At 74.2% G+C, this 20,086-nt stretch carries 17 protein-coding genes and 1 tRNA gene; 8 read left to right on the top strand and 10 right to left on the bottom strand.

Annotation, left to right across the window (positions count from 1 at the left end; translation table 11 throughout):
- The first annotated feature begins 74 nt into the window (after positions 1–74).
- On the top strand, positions 75–1,247 hold the full coding sequence (locus tag ACFV61_RS20220; RefSeq protein ID WP_380423516.1) for a PP2C family protein-serine/threonine phosphatase: 1,173 nt from the start codon (positions 75–77) through the stop codon (positions 1,245–1,247).
- A gap of 66 nt (positions 1,248–1,313) precedes the next feature.
- On the opposite strand, the gene dhaL is transcribed toward ACFV61_RS20220, so the two are convergent.
- Both dhaL and dhaK read right to left on the bottom strand, forming a co-directional pair.
- Complete coding sequence (gene dhaL, locus ACFV61_RS20215; RefSeq protein ID WP_380493060.1) at positions 1,314–1,964, bottom strand: dihydroxyacetone kinase subunit DhaL; 651 nt, start codon at positions 1,962–1,964, stop codon at positions 1,314–1,316.
- A 13-nt stretch (positions 1,965–1,977) separates the two neighbouring features.
- Positions 1,978–2,973 (bottom strand): dihydroxyacetone kinase subunit DhaK, encoded by a 996-nt coding sequence (dhaK, locus tag ACFV61_RS20210; RefSeq protein WP_380493058.1) that lies wholly within the window; start codon positions 2,971–2,973, stop codon positions 1,978–1,980.
- A 157-nt stretch (positions 2,974–3,130) separates the two neighbouring features.
- On the opposite strand from dhaK, the gene dhaM reads away from it, so the two are divergent.
- The gene (dhaM, locus tag ACFV61_RS20205; protein ID WP_363588586.1) at positions 3,131–3,523 is read left to right on the top strand and encodes a dihydroxyacetone kinase phosphoryl donor subunit DhaM; all 393 of its coding nucleotides are present in this window, start codon (positions 3,131–3,133) and stop codon (positions 3,521–3,523) included.
- Between the two features lie 34 nt (positions 3,524–3,557).
- On the opposite strand, the gene ACFV61_RS20200 is transcribed toward dhaM, so the two are convergent.
- Positions 3,558–5,273, bottom strand: a complete 1,716-nt coding sequence (locus tag ACFV61_RS20200; protein WP_380493055.1) for a bifunctional 3'-5' exonuclease/DNA polymerase — start codon at positions 5,271–5,273, stop codon at positions 3,558–3,560.
- 155 nt (positions 5,274–5,428) lie between these two features.
- On the opposite strand from ACFV61_RS20200, the gene ACFV61_RS20195 reads away from it, so the two are divergent.
- Entirely contained in the window at positions 5,429–7,453 is a 2,025-nt protein-coding gene (locus ACFV61_RS20195; protein ID WP_380493053.1) for a M3 family metallopeptidase, read from the top strand.
- Positions 7,454–7,480: 27 nt separating this feature from the next.
- Here the strand turns inward: ACFV61_RS20195 and ACFV61_RS20190 are convergent, their stop codons facing one another.
- Positions 7,481–8,941 carry a cellulase family glycosylhydrolase gene (locus ACFV61_RS20190; RefSeq protein ID WP_380338014.1) on the bottom strand — a complete coding sequence of 487 codons (1,461 nt, stop codon included), beginning with the start codon at positions 8,939–8,941 and terminating at the stop codon, positions 7,481–7,483.
- A gap of 85 nt (positions 8,942–9,026) precedes the next feature.
- Positions 9,027–9,677, bottom strand: coding sequence for a TetR family transcriptional regulator (locus tag ACFV61_RS20185; RefSeq protein ID WP_380493051.1), 651 nt, complete (start codon positions 9,675–9,677; stop codon positions 9,027–9,029).
- Positions 9,678–9,805: 128 nt separating this feature from the next.
- Between ACFV61_RS20185 and ACFV61_RS20180 the strand changes: the two genes are divergently transcribed.
- On the top strand, positions 9,806–11,032 hold the full coding sequence (locus ACFV61_RS20180; protein ID WP_063349402.1) for an acyl-CoA dehydrogenase family protein: 1,227 nt from the start codon (positions 9,806–9,808) through the stop codon (positions 11,030–11,032).
- A 38-nt stretch (positions 11,033–11,070) separates the two neighbouring features.
- On the opposite strand, the gene ACFV61_RS20175 is transcribed toward ACFV61_RS20180, so the two are convergent.
- The 3 genes from ACFV61_RS20175 to ACFV61_RS20165 form a co-directional block, all read right to left on the bottom strand.
- Positions 11,071–11,673 (bottom strand): hypothetical protein, encoded by a 603-nt coding sequence (locus ACFV61_RS20175; RefSeq protein ID WP_380493049.1) that lies wholly within the window; start codon positions 11,671–11,673, stop codon positions 11,071–11,073.
- A gap of 205 nt (positions 11,674–11,878) precedes the next feature.
- A complete protein-coding gene (locus ACFV61_RS20170) occupies positions 11,879–12,688 on the bottom strand; it encodes an enoyl-CoA hydratase/isomerase family protein (protein ID WP_380493048.1) in 810 nt (269 codons plus the stop codon).
- Positions 12,689–12,723: 35 nt separating this feature from the next.
- Positions 12,724–13,413, bottom strand: a complete 690-nt coding sequence (locus ACFV61_RS20165; RefSeq protein WP_380377825.1) for a TetR/AcrR family transcriptional regulator — start codon at positions 13,411–13,413, stop codon at positions 12,724–12,726.
- Between the two features lie 175 nt (positions 13,414–13,588).
- On the opposite strand from ACFV61_RS20165, the gene ACFV61_RS20160 reads away from it, so the two are divergent.
- Positions 13,589–15,055 carry an MFS transporter gene (locus ACFV61_RS20160; protein WP_380493046.1) on the top strand — a complete coding sequence of 489 codons (1,467 nt, stop codon included), beginning with the start codon at positions 13,589–13,591 and terminating at the stop codon, positions 15,053–15,055.
- An 84-nt stretch (positions 15,056–15,139) separates the two neighbouring features.
- Here ACFV61_RS20160 and ACFV61_RS20155 read toward each other — a convergent pair whose 3' ends face one another.
- Entirely contained in the window at positions 15,140–15,688 is a 549-nt protein-coding gene (locus ACFV61_RS20155; RefSeq protein ID WP_380493044.1) for a GNAT family N-acetyltransferase, read from the bottom strand.
- A gap of 91 nt (positions 15,689–15,779) precedes the next feature.
- Between ACFV61_RS20155 and ACFV61_RS20150 the strand changes: the two genes are divergently transcribed.
- Positions 15,780–16,397 (top strand): TetR/AcrR family transcriptional regulator, encoded by a 618-nt coding sequence (locus ACFV61_RS20150; RefSeq protein ID WP_380338000.1) that lies wholly within the window; start codon positions 15,780–15,782, stop codon positions 16,395–16,397.
- Between the two features lie 372 nt (positions 16,398–16,769).
- Here ACFV61_RS20150 and ACFV61_RS20145 read toward each other — a convergent pair.
- Positions 16,770–16,845 (bottom strand) — tRNA-Arg (locus tag ACFV61_RS20145).
- Positions 16,846–17,482: 637 nt separating this feature from the next.
- Between ACFV61_RS20145 and ACFV61_RS20140 the strand changes: the two genes are divergently transcribed.
- Positions 17,483–18,082: a single-stranded DNA-binding protein gene (locus tag ACFV61_RS20140; RefSeq protein ID WP_380377841.1), complete on the top strand. Its 600-nt coding sequence runs from the start codon at positions 17,483–17,485 to the stop codon at positions 18,080–18,082.
- A gap of 354 nt (positions 18,083–18,436) precedes the next feature.
- Complete coding sequence (locus tag ACFV61_RS20135) at positions 18,437–19,930, top strand: Cys-Gln thioester bond-forming surface protein (protein ID WP_380423506.1); 1,494 nt, start codon at positions 18,437–18,439, stop codon at positions 19,928–19,930.
- The last annotated feature ends 156 nt before the right edge of the window (positions 19,931–20,086 follow it).

The following is a 20,086-nucleotide window of genomic DNA, read 5'->3' as shown; positions in this document are numbered from 1 at the left end:
GGGCGGCGGTCGCGGCGGACGGAAACGCGGTAGGCGGGCGGGTGGGTGCCGCGAACGTCCCTTATGTTCGGTATGTGTTCCCGACCCGCCGTGCCCAGTCCCCCTCGGCCCCCAGCGCCGCCGGGCTGCCGCCGGACCGGCGGCGCGGCGCCCTGCTGGCCGCCGACCTCCAGGACGTGCCGTTCTGGCGGCGGGCCAGTCCGGCGCTGCTCGCCGTGCTCCTGGTCGCACTCGCTGACCTCCTCTCCGGCAAGGACCGCTACCTGGCACCGCTGATGACCGTCGTCCCGGCCGCCGCCGCGCTCACCCTCAGACCGGGCGAACTGCTCGCCGTCTGCGCGCTCGGCCTGCTCGCGGTCTTCGGGCTCAGCCACTACGACGAGGTCGACAACATCAACGACGCGCGCTTCCTCTACGGTGCGATGGTCAGCTACGCCGTGTTGACGCTCTTCTCCGCCTGGGTCGCCAAGATCCGGATGCGGCGCGCGGCGGCCTTCGCGGCCGTCAGCTCCGTCGCCGAGGCCGCCCAGCGGGCCCTGCTGCGGCTGCCCGGGCCGGTCGTCGGGCCGCTGCGGCTGGCCGTCCGGTACGTGTCGGCGGCCGACGCCTCACGGATCGGCGGAGACCTGTACTCGGTGCTGGAGACGCCGCACGGCACCCGGGTCGCGGTCGGGGACGTCCGGGGCAAGGGGCTCTCCGCCGTGCAGACCGCGGCCGTGGTGCTCGGCGCGTTCCGGGAGGCCGCGTACGACGAGGCCGGGCTGCGGGGCGTCGCGGCGCGGATCGAGGCCAGCGTCGAGCGGCACGTCCCGGACGGGGAGTTCACCACCGCGCTGTTCGCGGAGTTCCGCACGCCCGGGGTGATGGAACTGCTGCAGTACGGGCACGTCCCGCCGATCCGGGTCGACGGCGACGGGCGGGCGCACGTGCTGGACGCCCCCGACCCCTGGGTGCCGCTCGGCCTCGGACGGCTGGCGACGGGCGAACCGGCCAGCTGGGACCAGCCGTTCGGGGCGGAGGACGTGCTGGTGCTCTGCACGGACGGGGTGGTCGAGGCGCGGCACCGCAAGAGCGGGGAGTTCTACCCGCTGGCGGAGCGGGTCGGGCCGCTGGTGCGGGGCGCCACGCGGTCGGAGGGGGATCTGGAGGCGGCGGTGGGGCGGGTGTACGCGGACCTGCTCGCGCACACGGGCGGGGAACTGCGGGACGACGCCCTGCTGTTGCTGATCGCCAGGACGGACGGCTGAGGGCCGGCCTCCTCCCCATCCTCCTCATCCTCCCCGCGCGGGCGTCCGCGCGAGGAGGAGGGTGCCTCAGGACGCGGTGACGTCGGCGAGGGCGCGGAAGAGGAGGGCGGTGGAGGTGGCGCCAGGGTCCTGGTGCCCGATGCTGCGCTCGCCGAGGTAGGAGGCGCGGCCCTTGCGGGCCTGGAGGGGGACGGTGTCGCGGGCGCCCTGGTCGGCGGCCTCGGCGGCGGCGGCCGCCGCCTCGGGGAGGGTGGCCCCGGCGCCGGCCGCGGCACGGAAGGCGGCGACGGCCGGGGTGTAGGCGTCGACGATGGTCTTGTCCCCGGGCACGGCCTTGCCGAGGGTGCGGACGGCGTCCAGCCCGGCCGCCAGTGCCTCGGCGACGGCGGCCGGGCCGGCCGGGTTGGTGGGGTCGGCCAGGGCGGGATCGGGCAGGGCGGCGCCGATCGCGCGGAAGGCCTTGCCGTAGAGCGGGCCGGAGGCACCGCCGACCTTGGAGATCAGCGTGCTGCCCACCTTGGTGAGCACCGCGCCCGGGCCGGCCGGCCGGAGGACGTCGAGGGCGGCCAGGGCGGCGGAGAAGCCGCGCCGGAGGTTGCTGCCGTGGTCGCCGTCGCCGATCGCCGAGTCCAGCTCGGTGAGCCGGCCCTGCTCCTTCTCGACGGCCGCGGCGATCGCGCGGACCCAGGCCTCGGCGAGGGGGGTGTCGAAGTCCATGACGTCTCCCGGCTCAGGCCCGCTTGAGGGCGGGGGTGTCGACGGGCGCGTCCCACAGCTCCAACAGCTGCGGGTCGGCCTTGGTGAGGGTGAGCGAGAAGCCCGCCATGTCCAGACTGGTGACGTAGTTGCCGACCAGGCTGCGGGCCACCGTGATGCCGCGCTCGGCGAGCCGGGCGGCGACCTCGCCGTAGGCGATGTACAGCTCCAGCAGGGGGGTCGCGCCGAGGCCGTTGAGCAGGGCGATCACCTCGTCGCCCGGGGCCAGGTGGTGGTCGGCGAGGATGGTGTCGACCACCTCGGCGGCCAGCGCGCGGGCCGGGCGCAGCTTCTCGCGGCGACGGCCGGGCTCGCCGTGGATGCCGACGCCGACCTCGATCTCGTCCTCGGGCAGGTCGAAGCCGGGCTTGCCGGCGGCCGGGGTGGTGGCAGCGGTGAGCGCGATGGCGAAGGAGCGGGAGGCGGCGTTGACCCGCTCGCCCAGGGCGGCCACCTCGTCGAGCGGGGCGCCGCGTTCGGCCAGCGCTCCGGTGGCCTTCTCGACCAGGACGGTCGCCCCGGTGCCGCGGCGGCCGGCCGTCCAGGTGGAGTCCTCGACCGCGACGTCGTCATCGACCAGGACGGTGCGGACCGCCAGGCCCTCCTCGGCGGCGAGTTCGGCGGCGAGCTCGAAGTTCATCACGTCGCCGGTGTAGTTCTTCACGATGAAGACGACGCCGGCGCCGCTCTCCACGGCCTGGGCGGCGGCCAGCATCTGGTCCGGTACCGGGGAGGTGAAGACCTCGCCGGGGCAGGCGGCGTCCAGCATGCCGGGGCCGACGAAGCCGCCGTGCAGCGGCTCGTGGCCGGAGCCGCCGCCGGAGATCACCGCGACCTTGGGCCCGGCCGGGCGGGCGGCCCGGGTGATCACCCGGTTGGGGATGTCCACCGCCAGCTCGGGGTGTGCGGCGGCGACTCCGGCCAACGCGTCCTCCAGGACGCTCTCCGGGGTGTTGATCAGCTTCTTCAACGCTCTTCGCTCCCTTGTGCGGGTCGTCGGCCGTGGACGCTGCTGCCCCGACGCTACGCCAGACGGGGGTGGTGGGCACGGGGTGCGACACGCGGGATTCGTGTCACTCTCCCGGAGTAGCGGCGTCGGCCACGAGGTCGGTCGTAGGGTCGGGCGTATGAGCGAACACGTGGGTATCGTCCTGGTCTCGCACAGCGCCCGACTGGCCGCCGGGCTGCGCGAGCTGCTCGCCGAACTCGCCTCGGGCGGTGTGCGGGTGGTGTGCGCGGCGGGTACGGAGGACGGCGGGCTCGGCACCAGCTACGACCTGATCGCGCGGGCCGTCGCGGAGGCGGACGGCGGGGCGGGCGTGGTCGTGCTGCCGGATCTCGGCAGCTCGGTGCTCACCGCCGTCACGGTGCTGGAGGACGAGCCGCGCCCGGGCGTGCGGCTGGTGGACGCGCCGTTCGTGGAGGGCGCGGTGGCGGCCGCCGTCACCGCCTCGACCGGGGCGGCGCTGGCGGAGGTGGTCGCGGCGGCCGAGGAGGCCCGCTCGTTCCGGAAGCTGTGAAGCCGCGGGGCCGGAGACCGGGAAGAGGGGGCGGCTACTTGGCGTCGGCGTAGCAGTCCACCACCGCCGTGGTGAGCGGGAAGCGGACCGGGGTGTCGCCGAACACCAGGCGGCGGGCCTCGTCGGCCGCCTCGGCGACCGCGGCGGCCACCTCGTCGGCGAGGTTGGCCGGGGTGTGCACGATCACCTCGTCGTGCTGGAAGAACACCAGGTGCGGGCGTTCCGCCGGGCCGGCCGTCGGCAGCTCGCCCAGCCGGCGGCGCAGGGCGGCGAGCAGGGCGAGTGCCCAGTCGGCGGCGCTGGCCTGGATGACGAAGTTGCGGGTGAAGCGGCCGCGGGCGCGGGCCTGCCGGCCGCCGGCCTCGCCGGCCGTGTCGGGGGCCTCGGTGAGGTCGAGGAACTCGGCGGAGGCGGGCGGGCAGACCCGGCCCAGCCGGGAGGCGACCACCCCGCCGTCCTCGCCGGTGCGGGCGGCGGCCTCGACGTAGCCCATCGCGGCGGGGTAGCGGTGGCGCAGAGTGTTCAGCAGCGGGCCGATGTCGCCGCTGGTCTGCCCGTACATGGCGCCGAGCAGGCCGAGCTTGGCCTTGTCGCGGTCGCCCTGGAAGGCGTTGGCGGCCAGCGCCTCGTACAGGTCGCCGCCGGCGGCGGTGCGGGCCAGCCCGGCGTCCTGGGAGAGGGCGGCGAGCACCCGGGGCTCCAACTGGGCGGCGTCGGCGACGACCAGCAGCCAGCCCGGGTCGGCGACGACGGCGCGGCGCAGGATGCGCGGGATCTGCAGCGCGCCGCCGCCGCGGCTGGCCCAGCGTCCGGAGACCACGCCGCCGACTACGTACTCGGGCCGGAACCGGCCGCCGCGGGCCCAGGCGTCCTGCCAGGCCCAGCCGTGCGCGGCGTGGATCCGGGACAGCTCCTTGTAGCGGATCAGCAGCGCGGCGGCCGGGTGGGCGACGCCCTTGAGCTCCCAGGAGCGGGTGGAGCCGAGCTGGATGCCGTTCTCGGCGAAGGCGCGCAGCACCTGGGTGTGCGAGTCGGGGTTGAACGGGCGCCCGCCGAGGGCCTGTTGGAGTTCGACGGAGAGGTCGGCGAGCAGTCTCGGCTGGGCGCCGGGGACGGTCGGGCGGGGGCCGAGGAGTTCGGTGAGCAGGTGGTCGTGGACGTCGGCGCGCCAGGGCAGCCCGTCGTGCGCGATCTCGGCGGCGACGAGTGCGCCGGCGGACTCGGCGGCGACCAGCAGCCGGAACCGGTGCCGGGCGGCCGGGTCGGCGATCGCGGCGATCCGGCGCTGCTGCTCGGCGTGGACGGCGACGACGGCGGTCAGCGGGTCGGCGCCGGGCGGCAGTTGCAGCCGGTCGGGCGCGAACAGGGTGTCCTGCCCGTCGTCGGCCTCGGCGGAGCCGGGCTCGGGCAGGTCGTCCGGGACGGGCAGGCCGCGCAGCCGGGACCAGGCGGCGCCGAGCGAGCGCGGCGCGCCGAACCGGCCCTCGTGCGCCAGCAGCAGGGCCTCGACCAGGCGCAGGTCGTGGCAGCGGGCGAGCCGGTCGGGCAGCCGGGGCAGCAGCGGCGCGTAGGCGCTGTCGGTGGCGGCCCACACCCAACGGGAGTGCTCGGTGGCCTCCCGGGCGGCGACGGCGGCGGCGAGGTCGGGGACCTTCTCGGGCGGGCCGAGCGGGGTGCCGGCGTCGTCGAGCGGCTGGAGCCGGCCGCCGGGGCCGTGCGGGTCGGGGGCGAGGGCCGTCCTGGGTGCCACGGGGGCGTCTCCTCTCCGGCGCGCTGTTCTGGCGTGCGGGTACGGGTACGGGTGTGCGGTCGTTCGGGTGTCCGGGCTCGACGTTAACGGGTGGGTACGACAACGGGGGCGGGGGCGCATAGGCAGGGTGGGTGACACGGCGTAGGGTCGGCGAAATGACCGAGAACCCGTTCTTCAAGCCCAGCCCCCTGGTCTACGAACTGCCGCCCTTCGCCGAGATCCGGCCGGAGCACTTCCTGCCCGCGTACGAGCGCGGGATGGCGGAGCAGCTGGCCGAGATCGCGGCGATCACCGCGGATCCGCGGCCGCCGACGCCGGACAACACCCTGGTCGCCCTGGAGCGTTCCGGGGAGCTGCTGCGCCGGGTGGACGCGGTGTTCCGCAACCAGTCGTCCTCGGACACCAGCGAGCCGGTCGACGAGGTGGAGACCGCGGTGAGCCCGCTGCTGGCCGCGCACCACGACGCGATCCACCTGGACCGCGCCCTGTTCGCCCGGATCGAGGAGCTGTACGGGCGCCGCGCCGACCTGGGTCTGGACCCGGAGTCGCTGCGGCTGCTGGAGACCCGGCACACCCGTTTCGTCCGCTCCGGCGCCCGGCTGGGCGAGGCGGAGCAGGCCCGGCTGCGCGAGCTGAACGCCGAACTCGCGGGGCTCGGCACGACGTTCCAGCAGAACGTGAACGCCGCCAGCAAGGCCGCCGCGCTGGTCGTGGACGCGGCCGAGGAGCTGGACGGGCTGTCCGCGGACGAGGTCGCCGCCGCTGCGGAGAACGCCCGGGTGCTCGGGCAGGAGGGCCGGTTCGTGCTGTCCCTGAAGAGCACCTCCGGCCAGCCCGAACTAGCCCGGCTGACCGACCGGTCGGTGCGCGAGCGGCTGCTGGCGGCCTCGCTCGACCGGGGCCTGGCGGTCAACGGCCCGCTGGCGATCCGGATGGCCGGGCTGCGCGCCGAGCGGGCCGCGCTGCTGGGGCACCCGAGCCACGCCGCGTACGTGGTGGAGGACGAGACCGCGGGCACGGTGGAGGCGGTGTCCGGACTGCTGGCCCGGCTGGTGGGTCCGGCGGTGGCCAACGCCGGCCGGGAGGCCGCCGAGCTGGCCAAGCTGGCGGCGGCGGACGGGATCGAGGAGATCGCCGCGCACGACTGGGCGTACTACTCGGAGAAGGTCCGGCAGAGCTCCTACCAGGTGGACGCGGCGGTGCTGCGCCCGTACTTCGAGCTGGAGCGGGTGCTCCGGGACGGCGTGTTCTTCGCCGCGGGGCTGGCGTACGGGCTGACCTTCACCGAGCGGCCGGACCTGACGGCCCACCACCCGGACGCGCGGGTCTTCGAGGTGTTCGAGGAGGACGGCGGTTCGCTGGGCCTGTTCATCGGCGACTTCCACGCCCGGGCGTCCAAGCGCGGCGGTGCCTGGATGGACGAGCTGGTGAGTCAGGCGGGGCTGACCGGCCGCCGGCCGGTGGTGATCAACAACCTGAACATCGCCCGCCCGGCGCCGGGCGAGCCGGTGCTGCTGGCCTGGGACGAGGTGCGCACGCTCTTCCACGAGTTCGGGCACGCGCTGCACGGGCTGTTCTCGGACGTGCGGTACCCGCTGTTCGCGGGCACCTCGGTGCCCCGGGACTTCGTCGAGTTCCCCTCGCAGGTCAACGAGATGTGGATGGTCCGGCCGGAGGTGCTGGCCAACTACGCGCGCCACCACGTGACCGGGGAGCCGCTGCCGGCCGAGCTGGTCGAGCGGATGGTGGCGGCCGAGGGCTTCGGGGAGGGCTTCCGGACGGTGGAGTACCTCGCGGCGACGCTGCTGGACTGGGCCTGGCACACCGTGCCGCAGGGCCGGGAGATCGCGGACGCCGAGGAGTTCGAGGCACGGGCGCTGGCGGAGGCCGGGATCGCGGTGCCGGCGATCCCGCCGCGCTACCGGACGGCGTACTTCCAGCACGTCTTCGCCAGCGGCTACAGCGCCGGGTACTACGCGTACATCTGGTCGGAGGTGCTGGACGCCGACACCGTGCAGTGGTTCGAGGGCAACGGGCGCGCGGTGCGGGAGAGCGGCGAGCTGTTCCGGCGCGAGCTGCTGGCGCGCGGCTACGGCCGGGACCCGCTGGAGTCCTTCCGTGCGGTGGTCGGCCGGGCGCCGGAGACCGGGCCGCTGCTGGCGCGGCGGGGCCTGGTCTAGCCGTTTCCCGGGCGGCCCCGGTGGCGGTCAGCGCGGTGTGACCGTGACCGTCACCGGGGTGCCCGGGCGGGCGTGCGGGAGGCGGATCCGGACGGTTCCGGCCCGCCCGCCGGCCGGCTGCTCGACGTCGACGCGGGCGGCGGCGGGGGTGACGGTGACGTCGGCGCCGTGCGGGAACGCCGCCGGGGGCAGGACGAGTTCGCTGCCGTGCCGGGTGCCGTCGGCGCTCCAGTGGACGGTGGTGGCGCCGGTGCGCACGTCCGTTCCGGCGACGGCCGCCGGGTACGGGCCGAAGGCGGGTTCGTCGCCGGGGGCGGGGCGCCCGGCCGGGTCGAGCGCGCAGTAGCCGCCGGTGCCGCGGCACCAGTACCACATGGTCCAGCCCTCGGCGAAGCCGTCCATCGCGGCGACCTGCCGGCGGACCAGCAGGGTGTTGCCCGGCCTGCGGGAGTCGGGCGGGCCCCATTCGCCGACCAGGACGGGCAGGCGGTGGGCGGCGGGGTAGGCGGTGATCGCGGCGGTGTAGCGCTCGACGAAGCCGTCGGCCGGGTCCCAGTCGGCGCCGTTCTCGACCGCGGTGTCGTAGAAGTGCGGTGCGTAGCCGAGCCGGGGCGGGCCGGGGCGAGGGTCGTCGAAGCCGGGCAGCCGGGTGGGCACGCCCTGGCCGACCAGGACGGTGGGTTCGACGAACAGCCAGGCGCGGGAGTCGACCCGGCGTACGGCGGCGATCAGGCGGCGGTACATGTCGGCGAGCCGGCCCTGTTCGAGGGCGGCGGAGGCGGCGGCGAGGACGGCCGGGTCGGTCGGGTCGCCGTCCACCGGGCCGAACGGCTCGTTGAACAGGTCGTAGCCCAGCAGCGAGCGGTGGCCGCGCAGTTCGAGGGCGAGCCGGGTGTAGAAGTCGGCCTGCCAGGCACGCAGGTCGGGGTCGTCGTAGAGGTGGCGGAAGGCGGCCTGGACGGCGGGCTGGAAGTAGCCGGCGAACCAGTCGTTCGGGTCGGGGGTGAACGGCAGGCCGTCGTCCCGGGTGGCCCAGGGCGGGATGCCGCGGTCGCCGCCGCCGAACGCCGGCCCGTAGACGTCCTGGTGCAGGTCGATCAGGGCGAGCAGGCCGTACCGGTCGGCCCAGCCGAGGAGTTGGCGCAGCCGGTGCAGTTCGGTCGGGTCGAGGCGGCCGCGGACGGGCTCCAGCCTGTTCCAGGAGACCGCCACCCGGATCAGGGTGAAGCCCTGCGCGGCCAGGGACTTGAGGTCGGCCTCGGTGGTCTCGGCGTACTTGTCGAGGTTGAAGCCGCGCAGGTGGAGGCGGCGGCCCTGGGCGTCGGTGAAGGCGGTGCGGCCGTCGGGGCCGGTGGCCGTTGCGGCGGGGAACCGCGCGGGCGGGCCGCCGTGGGCGCCGTCGTGCGCGGCGGCGGGGGTGGCGGGGGCCGCGGTGAGGGCCGTGGTGGCGGAGAGCAGCAGGGCGGCGGCGGTGCGGCGCAGGCGCATCGGGACCTCGTACGGCGCGGGGGTGGGGGCCCGATGATGCCTGCGGTGCCGGGTGTCGCACAAGGGCCTTGCGCGGAAGGGGAGTTCAGTCGGCGTCCGGGGCCGGAGCCGGAGCCGGGGTCGGGGTCGGGGTCGGGGCCGGGGTGGCGGGGGTGGGCAGGTCTGCGGCGGCGGCCAGGCGGCCCCAGAGCAGGTCGGCGAGCGCCTGCACCATGCGGGTGCGTGAGCAGGGTCTGGTCTCCAGCCACCAGTCGCCGGCCGCCAGCACCATGCCGGTGATGCCCCGGCCCCAGGCCTCGGCGAGCAGCTCGCGGTCGGCGCCGAGGTCGACCTGGCTCTGCACGGCCCGGGTGATCTCCGCGGCGATCTGCCGCAGTGCGGGGGCGAGTGCGGTGCCGGGGCCGCTCGGGTCGCCCGGTTCGGGGTGGGTGAGCAGCCGGTAGACCTGTGGGCGGGCCTCGATCCCGGCCAGGTAGGTGTCCAGGACGTGTTCGACCCGGTCGCGGCGCTCCAGCGGTTCGGCGAGGGCGGCCCGGACGGCGGCCAGCAGGCCGCTGGTGTGGCGCTCGGTGAGGGCTGTGATCAGGCCGTTCCGGTCGCCGAAGTGGCGGTAGAGGATCGGTTTGGTGATGCCGGCCTCGGCGGCGATGGCGTTCATGCTGGCGGTCGGGCCGTTCCGCTGGATGACCCGGTCGGCGGCGTTGAGCAGCTGCTCGCGGCGGGGCTCTCGGGACATGTGCTGCTCCTTGGATTCGGGGTCTGACTGGGCGTTGACACCGGTTACCAATCAGTAGCAGACTCCGACGATGTTACCCGAGGTAACCCCCCCTGGTCGGCCGTACCCCTTCTTCGGAGGCAAGCACCATGAGCAGCACGTTCTCGCTGGACCCGGGCGCGGACCAGCTCGCCGTACGCGACTGGCTGCACGGCTTCGCCGCCGACGTCGTCCGCCCCGCCGCGGCCGAGTGGGACGAGCGCGAGGAGACCCCCTGGCCGATCATCCAGGAGGCCGCCAAGCTGGGCATCTACTCGCTGGACTTCTACGCCCAGCAGTACTTCGACCCCTCCGGCGTCGGCATCCCGATCGCCATGGAGGAGCTCTTCTGGGGCGACGCGGGCATCGGGCTGTCCATCGTCGGCACCACGCTGGCCGCCGTCGCGGTGCTCGCCAACGGCACCGACGAGCAGATCGGCACCTGGACCCCGCAGATGTTCGGCACCCCGGACGACCTCAAGGTGGCCGCGTTCTGCTCCTCCGAGCCCGACGCGGGCTCCGACGTCTCCGCGCTGCGCACCCGGGCGGTGTACGACGGGGCCAAGGACGAGTGGGTGCTCAACGGCACCAAGACCTGGGCCACCAACGGCGGGATCGCCGCCGTCCACGTCGTCGTCGCCACCGTCGACCCGGAGCTCGGGGCGAAAGGCCAGGCCTCCTTCGTCGTCCCGCCGGGCACCCCCGGGCTGAGCCAGGGCCAGAAGTTCAAGAAGCACGGCATCCGCGCCTCGCACACCGCCGAGGTGGTGCTGGACGGCGTCCGGGTGCCCGGCAGCTGCCTGCTCGGCGGCAAGGAGAAGCTGGACGAGCGGCTGGCCCGGGCCCGTGAAGGGGTCAAGCGCCCGGGGGGCAGGGGCAACGCGGCGATGGCCACCTTCGAGGCCTCCCGGCCGGCCGTCGGCGCGCAGGCGATCGGCATCGCCCGGGCCGCGTACGAGGTGGCGCTGGACTACGCGAGGACCCGCGAGCAGTTCGGCCGCCCGATCATCGACAACCAGGGCGTGGCCTTCCAGCTCGCCGACATGAAGACCCGGATCGACGCCTCCCGCCTGCTGGTGTGGCGGGCCTCCTGGATGGCGGCCAACAACCAGCCGTTCACCGCGGCCGAGGGCTCGATGTCCAAGCTGTACGCGGGCGAGACGGCCAAGTGGGTCACCGCGCAGGCGATGCAGATCCTCGGCGGCAACGGCTTCACCCGGGAGTACCCGGTGGAGCGGATGCACCGGGACAGCGCGATCTACTCGATCTTCGAGGGGACCAGCGAGATCCAGCGGCTGGTGATCGCGCGGGCGATCTCGGGGATGCCGATCCGCTGAGCCCTGCTACCGGGCTGTTGGGCAGTCGGCCCGCCGGGCTACCGGGCCGCCCAGAAGACGATTCCGGCGGTGAGCGCGCCCACCGCCGCGCCGACGATGGTCTGCGCGGTGGTGTGGTCCCGCAGCACCACCCGGGACCAGCCGATCGCCGCGACCAGCGGGGCGAGCAGCAGCCACAGCGGGCCGAGCGCGATCCCGAGGCAGACCACCGCGCCGGCGGCCACGGCGGTGTGCACGGACACCTTCCACCAGACGGTGATCACCAGGATCGGGACCAGCGAGGCGAACATCGCCAGCACCATCGCGGTCAGGTCGGCCGGGGCGTCCAGCCAGAGCATCACGGCGAAGCTGGTCGCGACCGAGCCCATGATGAACGGGATGACGGTCAGCCGGCGCTGCCGGTGGCCGACGTGGCGGTCCTCCAGGGTGCCCTTGCGGATGCCGCGCTGGATGAACATGGTCGGGATGACGGCCGCGAACAGGGCCGCGAAGGCCGCCCAGCCGAGGCCCGTCCAGCCGTAGCGGATGACGCCCATCAGCGGGAGCATCGCGATGATGACGTTCTTCGGCTCGACGCCGTCGGTGACCCGGCGGGCCCAGATCGTCCGGCTGGTGGGGGCGGTCGTGGCCTCGGTCGTCATCGGGGTGTGTGCTCCGGGTGCGCAAAGGGGTCGGCGTGAGGGCTCGGCGTGAAGGGTCGGCGCGACGGGGGCGTCGGGGCGCGGGCGTCGGGACGGTCCGGCGCCGATCGGATGATCGTACGCGAGTCCGTCCGCGCGGCCGGTGCCCGGACCTGAGGCCCGGCCCCGGTCGGAGCCGGTGCCCGGACCTGAGGCCCGGCCCCGGTCAGAACCGCGCCGGGCGGCCCTCCAGGAACGCGGCCAGCCCCTCGGGCACGTCCGAGGTCTCCCGGGAGCGGCGCTCCCAGGGCGCCAGCGCCTGCGCCGCCCGCTCCGCCGGGACGGCCAGCGCGGCCTTCGCCGCACCGATGGTCTGGGCCGAGCGCCGGGTCAGCAGTCGGGCGAACTCCAGCGCGGCGGCGTCCAGTTCGGCGCCCGGCAGGACGCGCTCCGCCAGGCCCAGCGGCAGCGCGTCGCGGCCCGTCACCAACTCGCCGGAGAACAGCAGGTACTTGGCGCGGGCCGGGCCGACCAGCCGGGCCAGCCGTACGGTCGGCACCGCCGGGTAGACCACGCCGAGCTTGGCCGGGGTGATTCCCAGCCGGGCGTCCTCGGCGACGAACCGCAGGTCGCACGCGACGGCCAGCTGGCAGCCGCCGCCCACGCAGGCGCCCTGCACCACGGCGACGGTCGGGTGCGGGAAGGCCGCCAGTGCCTCCTCTGCGGCGACGTTGACCGCGTGGTAGGCGTCCGCGCGCTCCGGATCGCCGTACACCTCGGCGAGTTCGGCGATGTCCGCGCCCGCGCTGAAGGTGCCGCCGGCGCCGGTGACCAGCAGGGCGCGCACCCCCGGCTGCTCGGCGAGGCGCAGCAGCACCTTCGGCAGCGCCTGCCAGATCTCCAGGGTCACCGCGTTGCGCCGGTGCGGTCGGGCGAACTCCAGGACGGCGACGCCGTCCTCGCCGACGTACGCGTGCAGGCCCTCGGCGTGGGTGGGCAGGGCGGAGCGGTCCCGCGTGAGCAGCGGCTGGTCCATGCGCACCTCCGGGCGGTCGTGGTGCGCCCACTCTCTCAGGAGGTGACGGCGCAGTAGTCGCCGAGGCCGCCCTCGACCAGGGCGAAGGCGCGTGCGGCCCGGTCGAGGGCGGCGGGCAGGGCGGCCGCGGCGCGTTCGCCGGTCAGTATCCTGCGCTGGTTCTCGGTGGTCAGGGCCAGTCGGGCGGCCAGCAGTTGGGCGGCGGCGATCTGTGCGGTGAGCTCGTCGTGGGCCGGGTCCTGGGCGAGGAGTTCGGTGGTCAGCAGGCCCTGCGCGTGCCGGCCGAAGCCGGCGGTGGCGCGCATCGCCAGGGCCGGGGTGCGGTGGATCAGCCGGACCACGTCGAGCACGAGCGGTTCGTCGCTCAGCCCGGTGGCCGGGTCGTGCTGCTCCAGCGCGGCGAGGTACTGCTCGCGCAGCGCCGCCACCGCCGAGGTGCCGGGGGCGCGTTCGCGGACCACCCGGGCCGGCTCGTCGAGGTGCTGCTCCATGGGGGCCATGACCAGGTCTTCCTTGGTGGGGAAGTAGTTGAAGACGGTCATCTTGGACACCTCGGCGGCGGCCGCGATCTCGGCCACCGAGACCTGGTCGAAGTCCCGCTCGGCGAACAGCCCGATGGCGGTGCGCCAGATCCGGATGCCGGTCTGGATCTTCTTGCGCTCGCGCAGCGGGAGGGCGTCGAGGTCGCGGTCGTCGTCGGGGCTGAAGCCGGTGTGCGTCGCCATGGCTCGACTGTACCAGGATCAAAGATCGACCAGGATGAAGATTGAGCCGAGATTAAGAATTGACCAGGTATAAAAAAACTGCCATGGTGAGGGCGTGCCGCCGGCCGCACCGGCCCGGCCCGAACTCCACCGACCCTGGGGGGACTTACCGATGGCGCCCGCTGCCCCTGCCTTGATGACACCGGCCCAGCGCAACCTGGGCATGCTGCTCTGCCTGGTCACGATCGTGCTGGCCGTGCTCGACATGAACATCGTGTCCGCGGCCACCGTGCCGATCGTCCGGGAGCTCGACCCCGTCCACGGCGTCGACCGGCTGCCCTGGCTGATCAGCTCGTTCGCTCTCGCCGCGACCGCGCTGCTGCCGCTCTACGGCAAGCTCTGCGACCTGTACGGCGCCAAACGCGTGCTGCTCGGCGCGGTCGGCACCTTCCTGGTCGGCTCGGCGCTCTGCGGGCTCGCGCAGTCGATGGGCCAGCTGATCGCCTTCCGGGCCCTCCAGGGCATCGGCGGCGGCGGGCTGATGAGCGTCACCATGGTGGTCGTCGCCCACCTCAAGGACCCGGCCGAGCGCGGCAGCGGCAAGGGCGGCGCGATGGGCGGGATCGTCGCGGGCATCGGCATGGCGGTCGGCCCGCTGATCGGGGCGCTGTTCACCGACCACCTCGGCTGGCGCTGGATCTTCTACGTCAACCTGCCGCTCGGCCTGCTCGTCCTGGTCGGCACCGCCCTGGTGATCAAGCTGCCGCCGGCGGCCGGCCGCCGCAGCCTGGACTTCCTCGGCGCGGCCCTCGCGGCCGCCTTCGCGACCGGGCTGCTGCTGGTCACCGAGTGGGGCGGCAAGGACTACGCCTGGACCTCCCCGGTGATCCTCGGGCTCGTCGCCGCCACCCTGGCCGCGCTCGGCCTCTTCGTGTGGCGCCAGGCCGCCGCCGCCGAGCCGGTGCTGCCGCTGTCGCTGTTCCGGATCGGCGTGGTGCGCCTCGGCTTCGCGATCCAGGGCCTGGTCGGGATGGGTATGACCGGCTCGATCGTCTACGTGATGCTCTACCTGCAGATCGCCCGCGGCGTCGACCCCACCTCGGCCAGCCTCTACCTGATCCCGATGGCGGGCGGGATGACGGCGGTCGGCCTGCTGGCCGGCCGGCTCACCGCCCGCGGCCATGCGGAGCGCACCTTCCTGGTGGCCGGCGCGGGCTGCGCGGCGATCGCCCTGCTCCTGCTCGGCCTCAGCGGCCCGACCACCGGGCTGTGGGCGGTCTGCGGCGAACTCGCCCTGCTGGGCGTCGGGATGGGCCAGCTGATCGGCCAACTGGTCACGGTGGTGCAGGAGTCCGTCCCCCGGCACCAGCTCGGCGTCGCGACCACCGGGATCCGCTTCTTCCAGACCCTCGGCAGCGCGCTCGGCGCGGCGCTCTTCGGCACCGTGCTGGCCCGGGAGTTCGCGGACGGCGAGCCCGGCCTGCCGCTCGGCGCCGTCCGGACGCTCGGCGGCGCGGCCCGCGAGCACGCGCTGCGCAGCTTCACGGACGCCGTCGACGTGGTGTTCGTGTCGGCCGGCGGGCTGCTGGTGCTGGTCCTGCTGCTCGCGCTGCGGGTGCCCAGGGCGGTGGCGGCGGCGGAGCCGCCGGTGCTGGCGGCCTGACGGGCCTGAGGGGTCTGGGGCGACGGTCCGGGGTGCGGGGTCCGGTGGGACACGGGGGTGTCCACCGGGCCCCTCCGCGTCCGGTCAGGCCCCGGGCGTCCACTCCGGAGCCAGGATCGACCAGATCTGCTTGTCGTGGCGGACCCCGTTGTGCGGGTACCACTCGCGCAGGGTGCCGTCCAGGCTCATGCCGATCCGCTCGGCGACGGCCCGGCTGCGGGCGTTGCCGGCGGAGCACCACCACTCGGCGCGGTGCAGGCCGCGGGTGGTGAAGGCGTAGTCGATCAGCACCCGGACGGCGGCGGTGATCAGCCCGCCGCCCTCGCCGGCCGGCTCGGTCCAGGCGCCGATCTCGCAGACGCCGCTCTGGGCGTTGAAGCTCACGAACATCACGCCGCCGACCAGCGTGCCGTCCCGCCAGATGCCGTAGATCCGGCCGCTGTCGGCGGCCTGCTGGTCGGCGTAGCGCTGGAGGGTGGCGCGGGCGGAGTCGAGGTCGGTGGAGCGGGTGGCCCAGGGGATCCACGGATCGGTGTGGGCGCGGGCGCGGTCGATGTGGGCCAGGAACTCGGCCGCCTGCCACGGCTCCAGCGGGCGCAGTTCGGCGTTCTCGGCGAGCGGTACGGCAAACATGGGCTGGCCTTTCACGGGATGCACGGTCCACGGGATGCGCGGTGTGCTGGGAACCATACATAACAAACGTTTGGTATGTACGATGACCCCCATGACACCGGCCCGTGGAGACCATGACGCCCGCCGCCTGGAAGTGTCCGAGGGCGTGTGGCGGGTGCTCTCCAGCCGTGGCTTCGAAGGGCTGACCCTGCGTGCCGTGGCCACCGAACTGGGCGCCTCCACCGGCCTGTTGACGCACTACTTCCCCAACAAGCGGGCCCTGCTGAGCCACGCCCTGGACGAACTCGACCGGCGCTCCGGCTCCCGGCCCCGGCGCACCGCCCCCGCCGACGGCACCCCGCCGCCACCCCCCGGGCTGGCCCGACTGCGGGCCGCGCTGCTCGACGTCCTGCCGCTCGACGGGGCGGCGGCGGCCGGCAACCGGATCTGGGTCGGCTCCTGGGACGTCGCCCTGTCGGACCCCGCGCTCGCGGCCGCGCACGCGGGTCGCTACGCCCGCTCGCGCGAGGCCCTCGCGGTGCACGTCGCGGACGCCCAGCGGCTCGGGGAGCTCCCGGCCGGGGCCGACGCCGCCGCGCTCGCGACCGGTGCGCAGGCCTTCGCGCTCGGCCTGGTGGTGCAGGTGCTGTTCGCCCCGGCGGAGTTCCCGCCCGAGCGGCAGACCGCTCTGCTGGACGCCTACCTGGCCGGGCTCGCCACCGCCGGCTGACGCGCCACCGCCGACTGACGCGCCACCGGCGGCAGGCTCGCCGCCATCGGCTGAGCGGCCGGCCGGGCTCGCGATCACGGGCCGAGCGGCCGGTCGGGAACCCGACCGAGCGGCTCCCGGCCGGGTCGGTGGGGCGGATTGTCCCCGGAGCGTGATTCGCCCGGGATTTCGGTTGTTCGGGTCTTCTCCCGCATCCGATCCGCAGTGGCGGTCATCCGGAGCAGCCTGTTATCGCAGCGGCCATGACACGCATCGTCACGGGTTAGGTGCGGTGGGTGTACGCAATCAGGCGGTGTGCGGAGGGGATTTCCGGGAGCCCGCGACGGCCGGGCAATGCGGCCGCCGGCCTGGCGGCCTGCGGGAATGCCGAGGTGGTGCCCCCAGCAGGATTCGAACCTGCGACCTACCGCTTAGAAGGCGGGTGCTCTATCCGCTGAGCTATGGGGGCGGGACGGGCTGCGCCCGGGCGGGCGTGACCGTGGCCGGGTCGGGCGACGAGCGCCGGGGGCGCGCGTGTCCGGCCCCGTGCCGTGAGGGTGGGGGTCGGTGGGCCCTCGACCTGTCGGGGACAGGATAAGGGTGCCCAGTTCCTCGGCCGAGTGTGACGACACCGCCGTTGGTGTGTCGGTTCGGTGGAGCGGTCCGATAATCGCAGGTGAACGCCGTGAGTGCAGCGGTCTGGGAGTGTTCCGAGCCGGACGTTGTGCAGTCGTTACGGGGCTGCCGCCCCACCCGTTATGGATTCGGCACGGAGAATGTGTCGCCACCGGTGCGGGTGGGGGGCCGTATTCGGCTTCCTCCGGTCGGATGACGTGCGCGGACGGTCGGTCGGCGCTGTTCCGGGGCGTGTCGGTTGGGGGCGGCGAGCAGCCGGTTTGTTGTCATGACCGCGATGAGATGGGCTCGAAGGGGTGCCGAAAGGCCGAAATTCACCCCTGCGAGTGACGTCGGTTTTCCGAGGCATCGAGTTGTCCACAGGATTTCAGAACTCTCTGGCGGGGATTTCCCGCGAAGCGCACTCTCGACGCGCACCGGTCGATTCCGTACGGTGCATCGGCGAGAACGGAGAGTGCACTGTGAACGAGATGCAGGTGACGATCGTCGGCATTGTCGCGACGGAGGTGAGCTACGGCGAAACGGGCAGCGGGGTGCCGATGGCCAAGTTCCGGCTCGGCTGCACCGAGCGCCGGTACGACCGGCAGCGCGAGTGCTGGGCGGACGGCGAGACGCAGTGGCTGACGGTGACGGCCTGGCGGGGGCTCGCGGTCAATCTGATCGGTTCGCTCGCCAAGGGGGATCCGGTGTTGGTGAGTGGTCGGCTGCGGCTGCGGGAGTGGGCCGACGGCGAGGTGAAGCGCACCGGGGCCGAGATCGACGCCCGATCGGTCGGACACGACCTCACCCGTGGTACCTCGGCGTTCCGTTGGGCGGCGGGGGTGCGCGGGCAGCCGTCGGGCGCCACCGGGCCGAGCGGGGCGCAGGCCGGGGCAGGGGTGGTGCCGGGGTGGATCGCCGACGCGCTGGAGGCGCGGAAGGCCTTGGCGGTGGCCTCGGCGCCGCGCCCGCCGGAGCCCCCGCCGCCGGCGCGGCCGGTGTCGGACGGGGCGTCGGAGGCGGAGGCGGGGGAGCGGGGCAGGGTGGCCGAGGGGGAGCGGGGAGGTGACGAGCAGGCTGCGCTGATCTGACGGGTCGATGACCTTAACTGTCGACAAATATGTTGATCGAGACTGTTGTTGCGCCCGCATGCGCAATCTCGCCCGGATAACGAAAAGTCGCGAGGAGATTCTGGCTGATCGTCAGCTTGTGTCGAAACTGAGGGGGTTGATAACGATCCAGATACGGAATCGTCCTGATTTCGCATGGGGGTTTCGGGGCCTGCGGGGCTCAATAGGATTCGTCTGGTTCATACCCGCAGCAGCGCCACAGGGGGCGCGCGCGGCACGGCAAGTCGGCGGGCTGTCCATCGGTGCGGCCCGGCCCCGGAGGGATCCCAGATGTTCCAGAGGCAGGTGCGGAGTCTCCCCCGCATAACCACTGTCATGCTCACGACCAGCCTGGTGTTGGGCGGGGGCCTGTTCGCGGCCGGTGCGGCGGCCGCGGCGGACACCCCGGGTGCGGGCGTCAAGGCCGTCCTCCAGAACACGATGGTGGGCGAGAAGATCGACGTCGAGGGCAAGGGGACCGTCGACGGCGGTCTGTTCACCCTCAAGACGTCCAACGGCGAGATCCAGACCTACTGCATCGACTTCGACAACCCGGTCTACCTGGACAGCGCCGCGAAGTACCAGGAGTCGGACTGGAAGTCGAGCTCCCTCGGCGGCAAGAACAAGGTCGAGGCGGCCTCCAAGATCCGCTGGATCCTGGAGAACTCCTACCCGCAGGTCAAGGACCTGACGGCGCTCGGCAAGACCGTCGGCGTCGACGGCCTGACCGCCGAGGACGCCGCCGCGGGCACCCAGGCCGCGATCTGGAAGTTCTCGGACAACAAGAACGCCACCCCGCGCAACGCCAAGGCCAAGAAGCTGCGCGACTACCTGCTCGGCGACGCCAACAAGGGCATCGCCGCCGAGCCCAACCCCTCGTTGACGCTCAACCCGGACTCCGTCTCCGGCAAGTCCGGCAACAAGCTCGGCCCCTTCACCCTCAAGTCCAGCGCCGCCGAGGTGAAGCTCACCGTCACCGGTGACGCCGCCGACAAGGTCAAGGTGGTGGACAAGGACGGCAAGCCGGTCGGCGCCACCCTGACCGGTCCGATCAAGGAGACCCAGCTGTTCCTGGACGTGCCGGCCGGCACCCCGGACGGCTCCGTCGCCCTGGCCGCCGCCGCCGACACCGTCGTGCCCAGCGGCCGGGTCTTCCTCAGCGAGGGCTACGACCCGAAGCGGCACAGCCAGAGCATGATCCTGGCCGGCTCCAGCAAGCTCAGCGTCTCCGCCGGCGCCAAGGCCACCTGGAAGCAGGGCCAGGGCGCGCTGGTCGACAGCACCGCCCAGGTCGAGTGCGAGAACAACGGCGTGCGCGTCACCGTCACCAACGGTGGTGACGAGGCCGCCACCGTCACGGTCAAGCCGGGCAAGCAGCTGACCGTCCAGCCGGGCAAGACCGAGAACGTGCTCGTCCCGGTCGCCGAGAAGGCCGCCTACGACATCAACGTCACCGGCCCGAACGGCTTCGCCAAGGAGTTCAAGGGCGTCCTGGACTGCAAGACCGGCGTGACCCCGCCGACCTCCGGCCCGTCGACCCCGGCCGCGAGCGGCACCCCGAGCGGCGCCCCGAGCACCGCCCCGACCGGCACCCCGAGTGGCACCCCGAGCCAGGCCGGTACCCCGTCGGCCGGTGCCAGCACCGCCGCCGGCGCGCACCCGAGCCCGGCCGCGACCAACTCCGCCCCGGGCACCGGTGGCCTGGCCCAGACCGGTGCCAGTGACTCGACCCCGATCCTCGCCGCCGTCGCCGGTGGCCTGGTCCTGGCCGGTGGCGCCGCGGTCTTCGTCCTGCGCCGCCGTGGCCGCCACGGTCGCACCGCCGCCTGAACCGCCCCGCAGGCCCGGAGGCGCTGACCTCCTGAGGCCCTGACGGCACCCGGCCCGGCCCCCCGGCCCCCCCCCGGGGGGGCGGGGGCGCCGCCGGGGGCGGCGGGGCGGGGTCGCCCCCGGGGGGGGCCCGCCGCGGGGGGGGGGCCGCCCGCG

It is taken from the genome of Kitasatospora sp. NPDC059817 (assembly GCF_042731835.1).
In the GTDB taxonomy this organism is placed as follows: domain Bacteria; phylum Actinomycetota; class Actinomycetes; order Streptomycetales; family Streptomycetaceae; genus Kitasatospora.
Note: the sequence above shows the minus strand (reverse complement) of the source record. Positions and strands in the feature narration are given on the sequence as shown.

Bases quoted from the DNA above. Each gene is read 5' to 3' on its own strand.
- dhaL (WP_380493060.1), bottom strand. From the start codon at position 1,964: ATGGACTTCGACACCCCCCTCGCCGAGGCCTGGGTCCGCGCGATCGCC.
- dhaM (WP_363588586.1), top strand. From the start codon at position 3,131: ATGAGCGAACACGTGGGTATCGTCCTGGTCTCGCACAGCGCCCGACTG.
- ACFV61_RS20195 (WP_380493053.1), top strand. From the start codon at position 5,429: ATGACCGAGAACCCGTTCTTCAAGCCCAGCCCCCTGGTCTACGAACTG.
- ACFV61_RS20190 (WP_380338014.1), bottom strand. From the start codon at position 8,941: ATGCGCCTGCGCCGCACCGCCGCCGCCCTGCTGCTCTCCGCCACCACG.
- ACFV61_RS20185 (WP_380493051.1), bottom strand. From the start codon at position 9,677: ATGTCCCGAGAGCCCCGCCGCGAGCAGCTGCTCAACGCCGCCGACCGG.
- ACFV61_RS20180 (WP_063349402.1), top strand. From the start codon at position 9,806: ATGAGCAGCACGTTCTCGCTGGACCCGGGCGCGGACCAGCTCGCCGTA.
- ACFV61_RS20175 (WP_380493049.1), bottom strand. From the start codon at position 11,673: ATGACGACCGAGGCCACGACCGCCCCCACCAGCCGGACGATCTGGGCC.
- ACFV61_RS20170 (WP_380493048.1), bottom strand. From the start codon at position 12,688: ATGGACCAGCCGCTGCTCACGCGGGACCGCTCCGCCCTGCCCACCCAC.
- ACFV61_RS20165 (WP_380377825.1), bottom strand. From the start codon at position 13,413: ATGGCGACGCACACCGGCTTCAGCCCCGACGACGACCGCGACCTCGAC.
- ACFV61_RS20160 (WP_380493046.1), top strand. From the start codon at position 13,589: ATGACACCGGCCCAGCGCAACCTGGGCATGCTGCTCTGCCTGGTCACG.
- ACFV61_RS20155 (WP_380493044.1), bottom strand. From the start codon at position 15,688: ATGTTTGCCGTACCGCTCGCCGAGAACGCCGAACTGCGCCCGCTGGAG.
- ACFV61_RS20150 (WP_380338000.1), top strand. From the start codon at position 15,780: ATGACACCGGCCCGTGGAGACCATGACGCCCGCCGCCTGGAAGTGTCC.
- ACFV61_RS20140 (WP_380377841.1), top strand. From the start codon at position 17,483: ATGCAGGTGACGATCGTCGGCATTGTCGCGACGGAGGTGAGCTACGGC.
- ACFV61_RS20135 (WP_380423506.1), top strand. From the start codon at position 18,437: ATGCTCACGACCAGCCTGGTGTTGGGCGGGGGCCTGTTCGCGGCCGGT.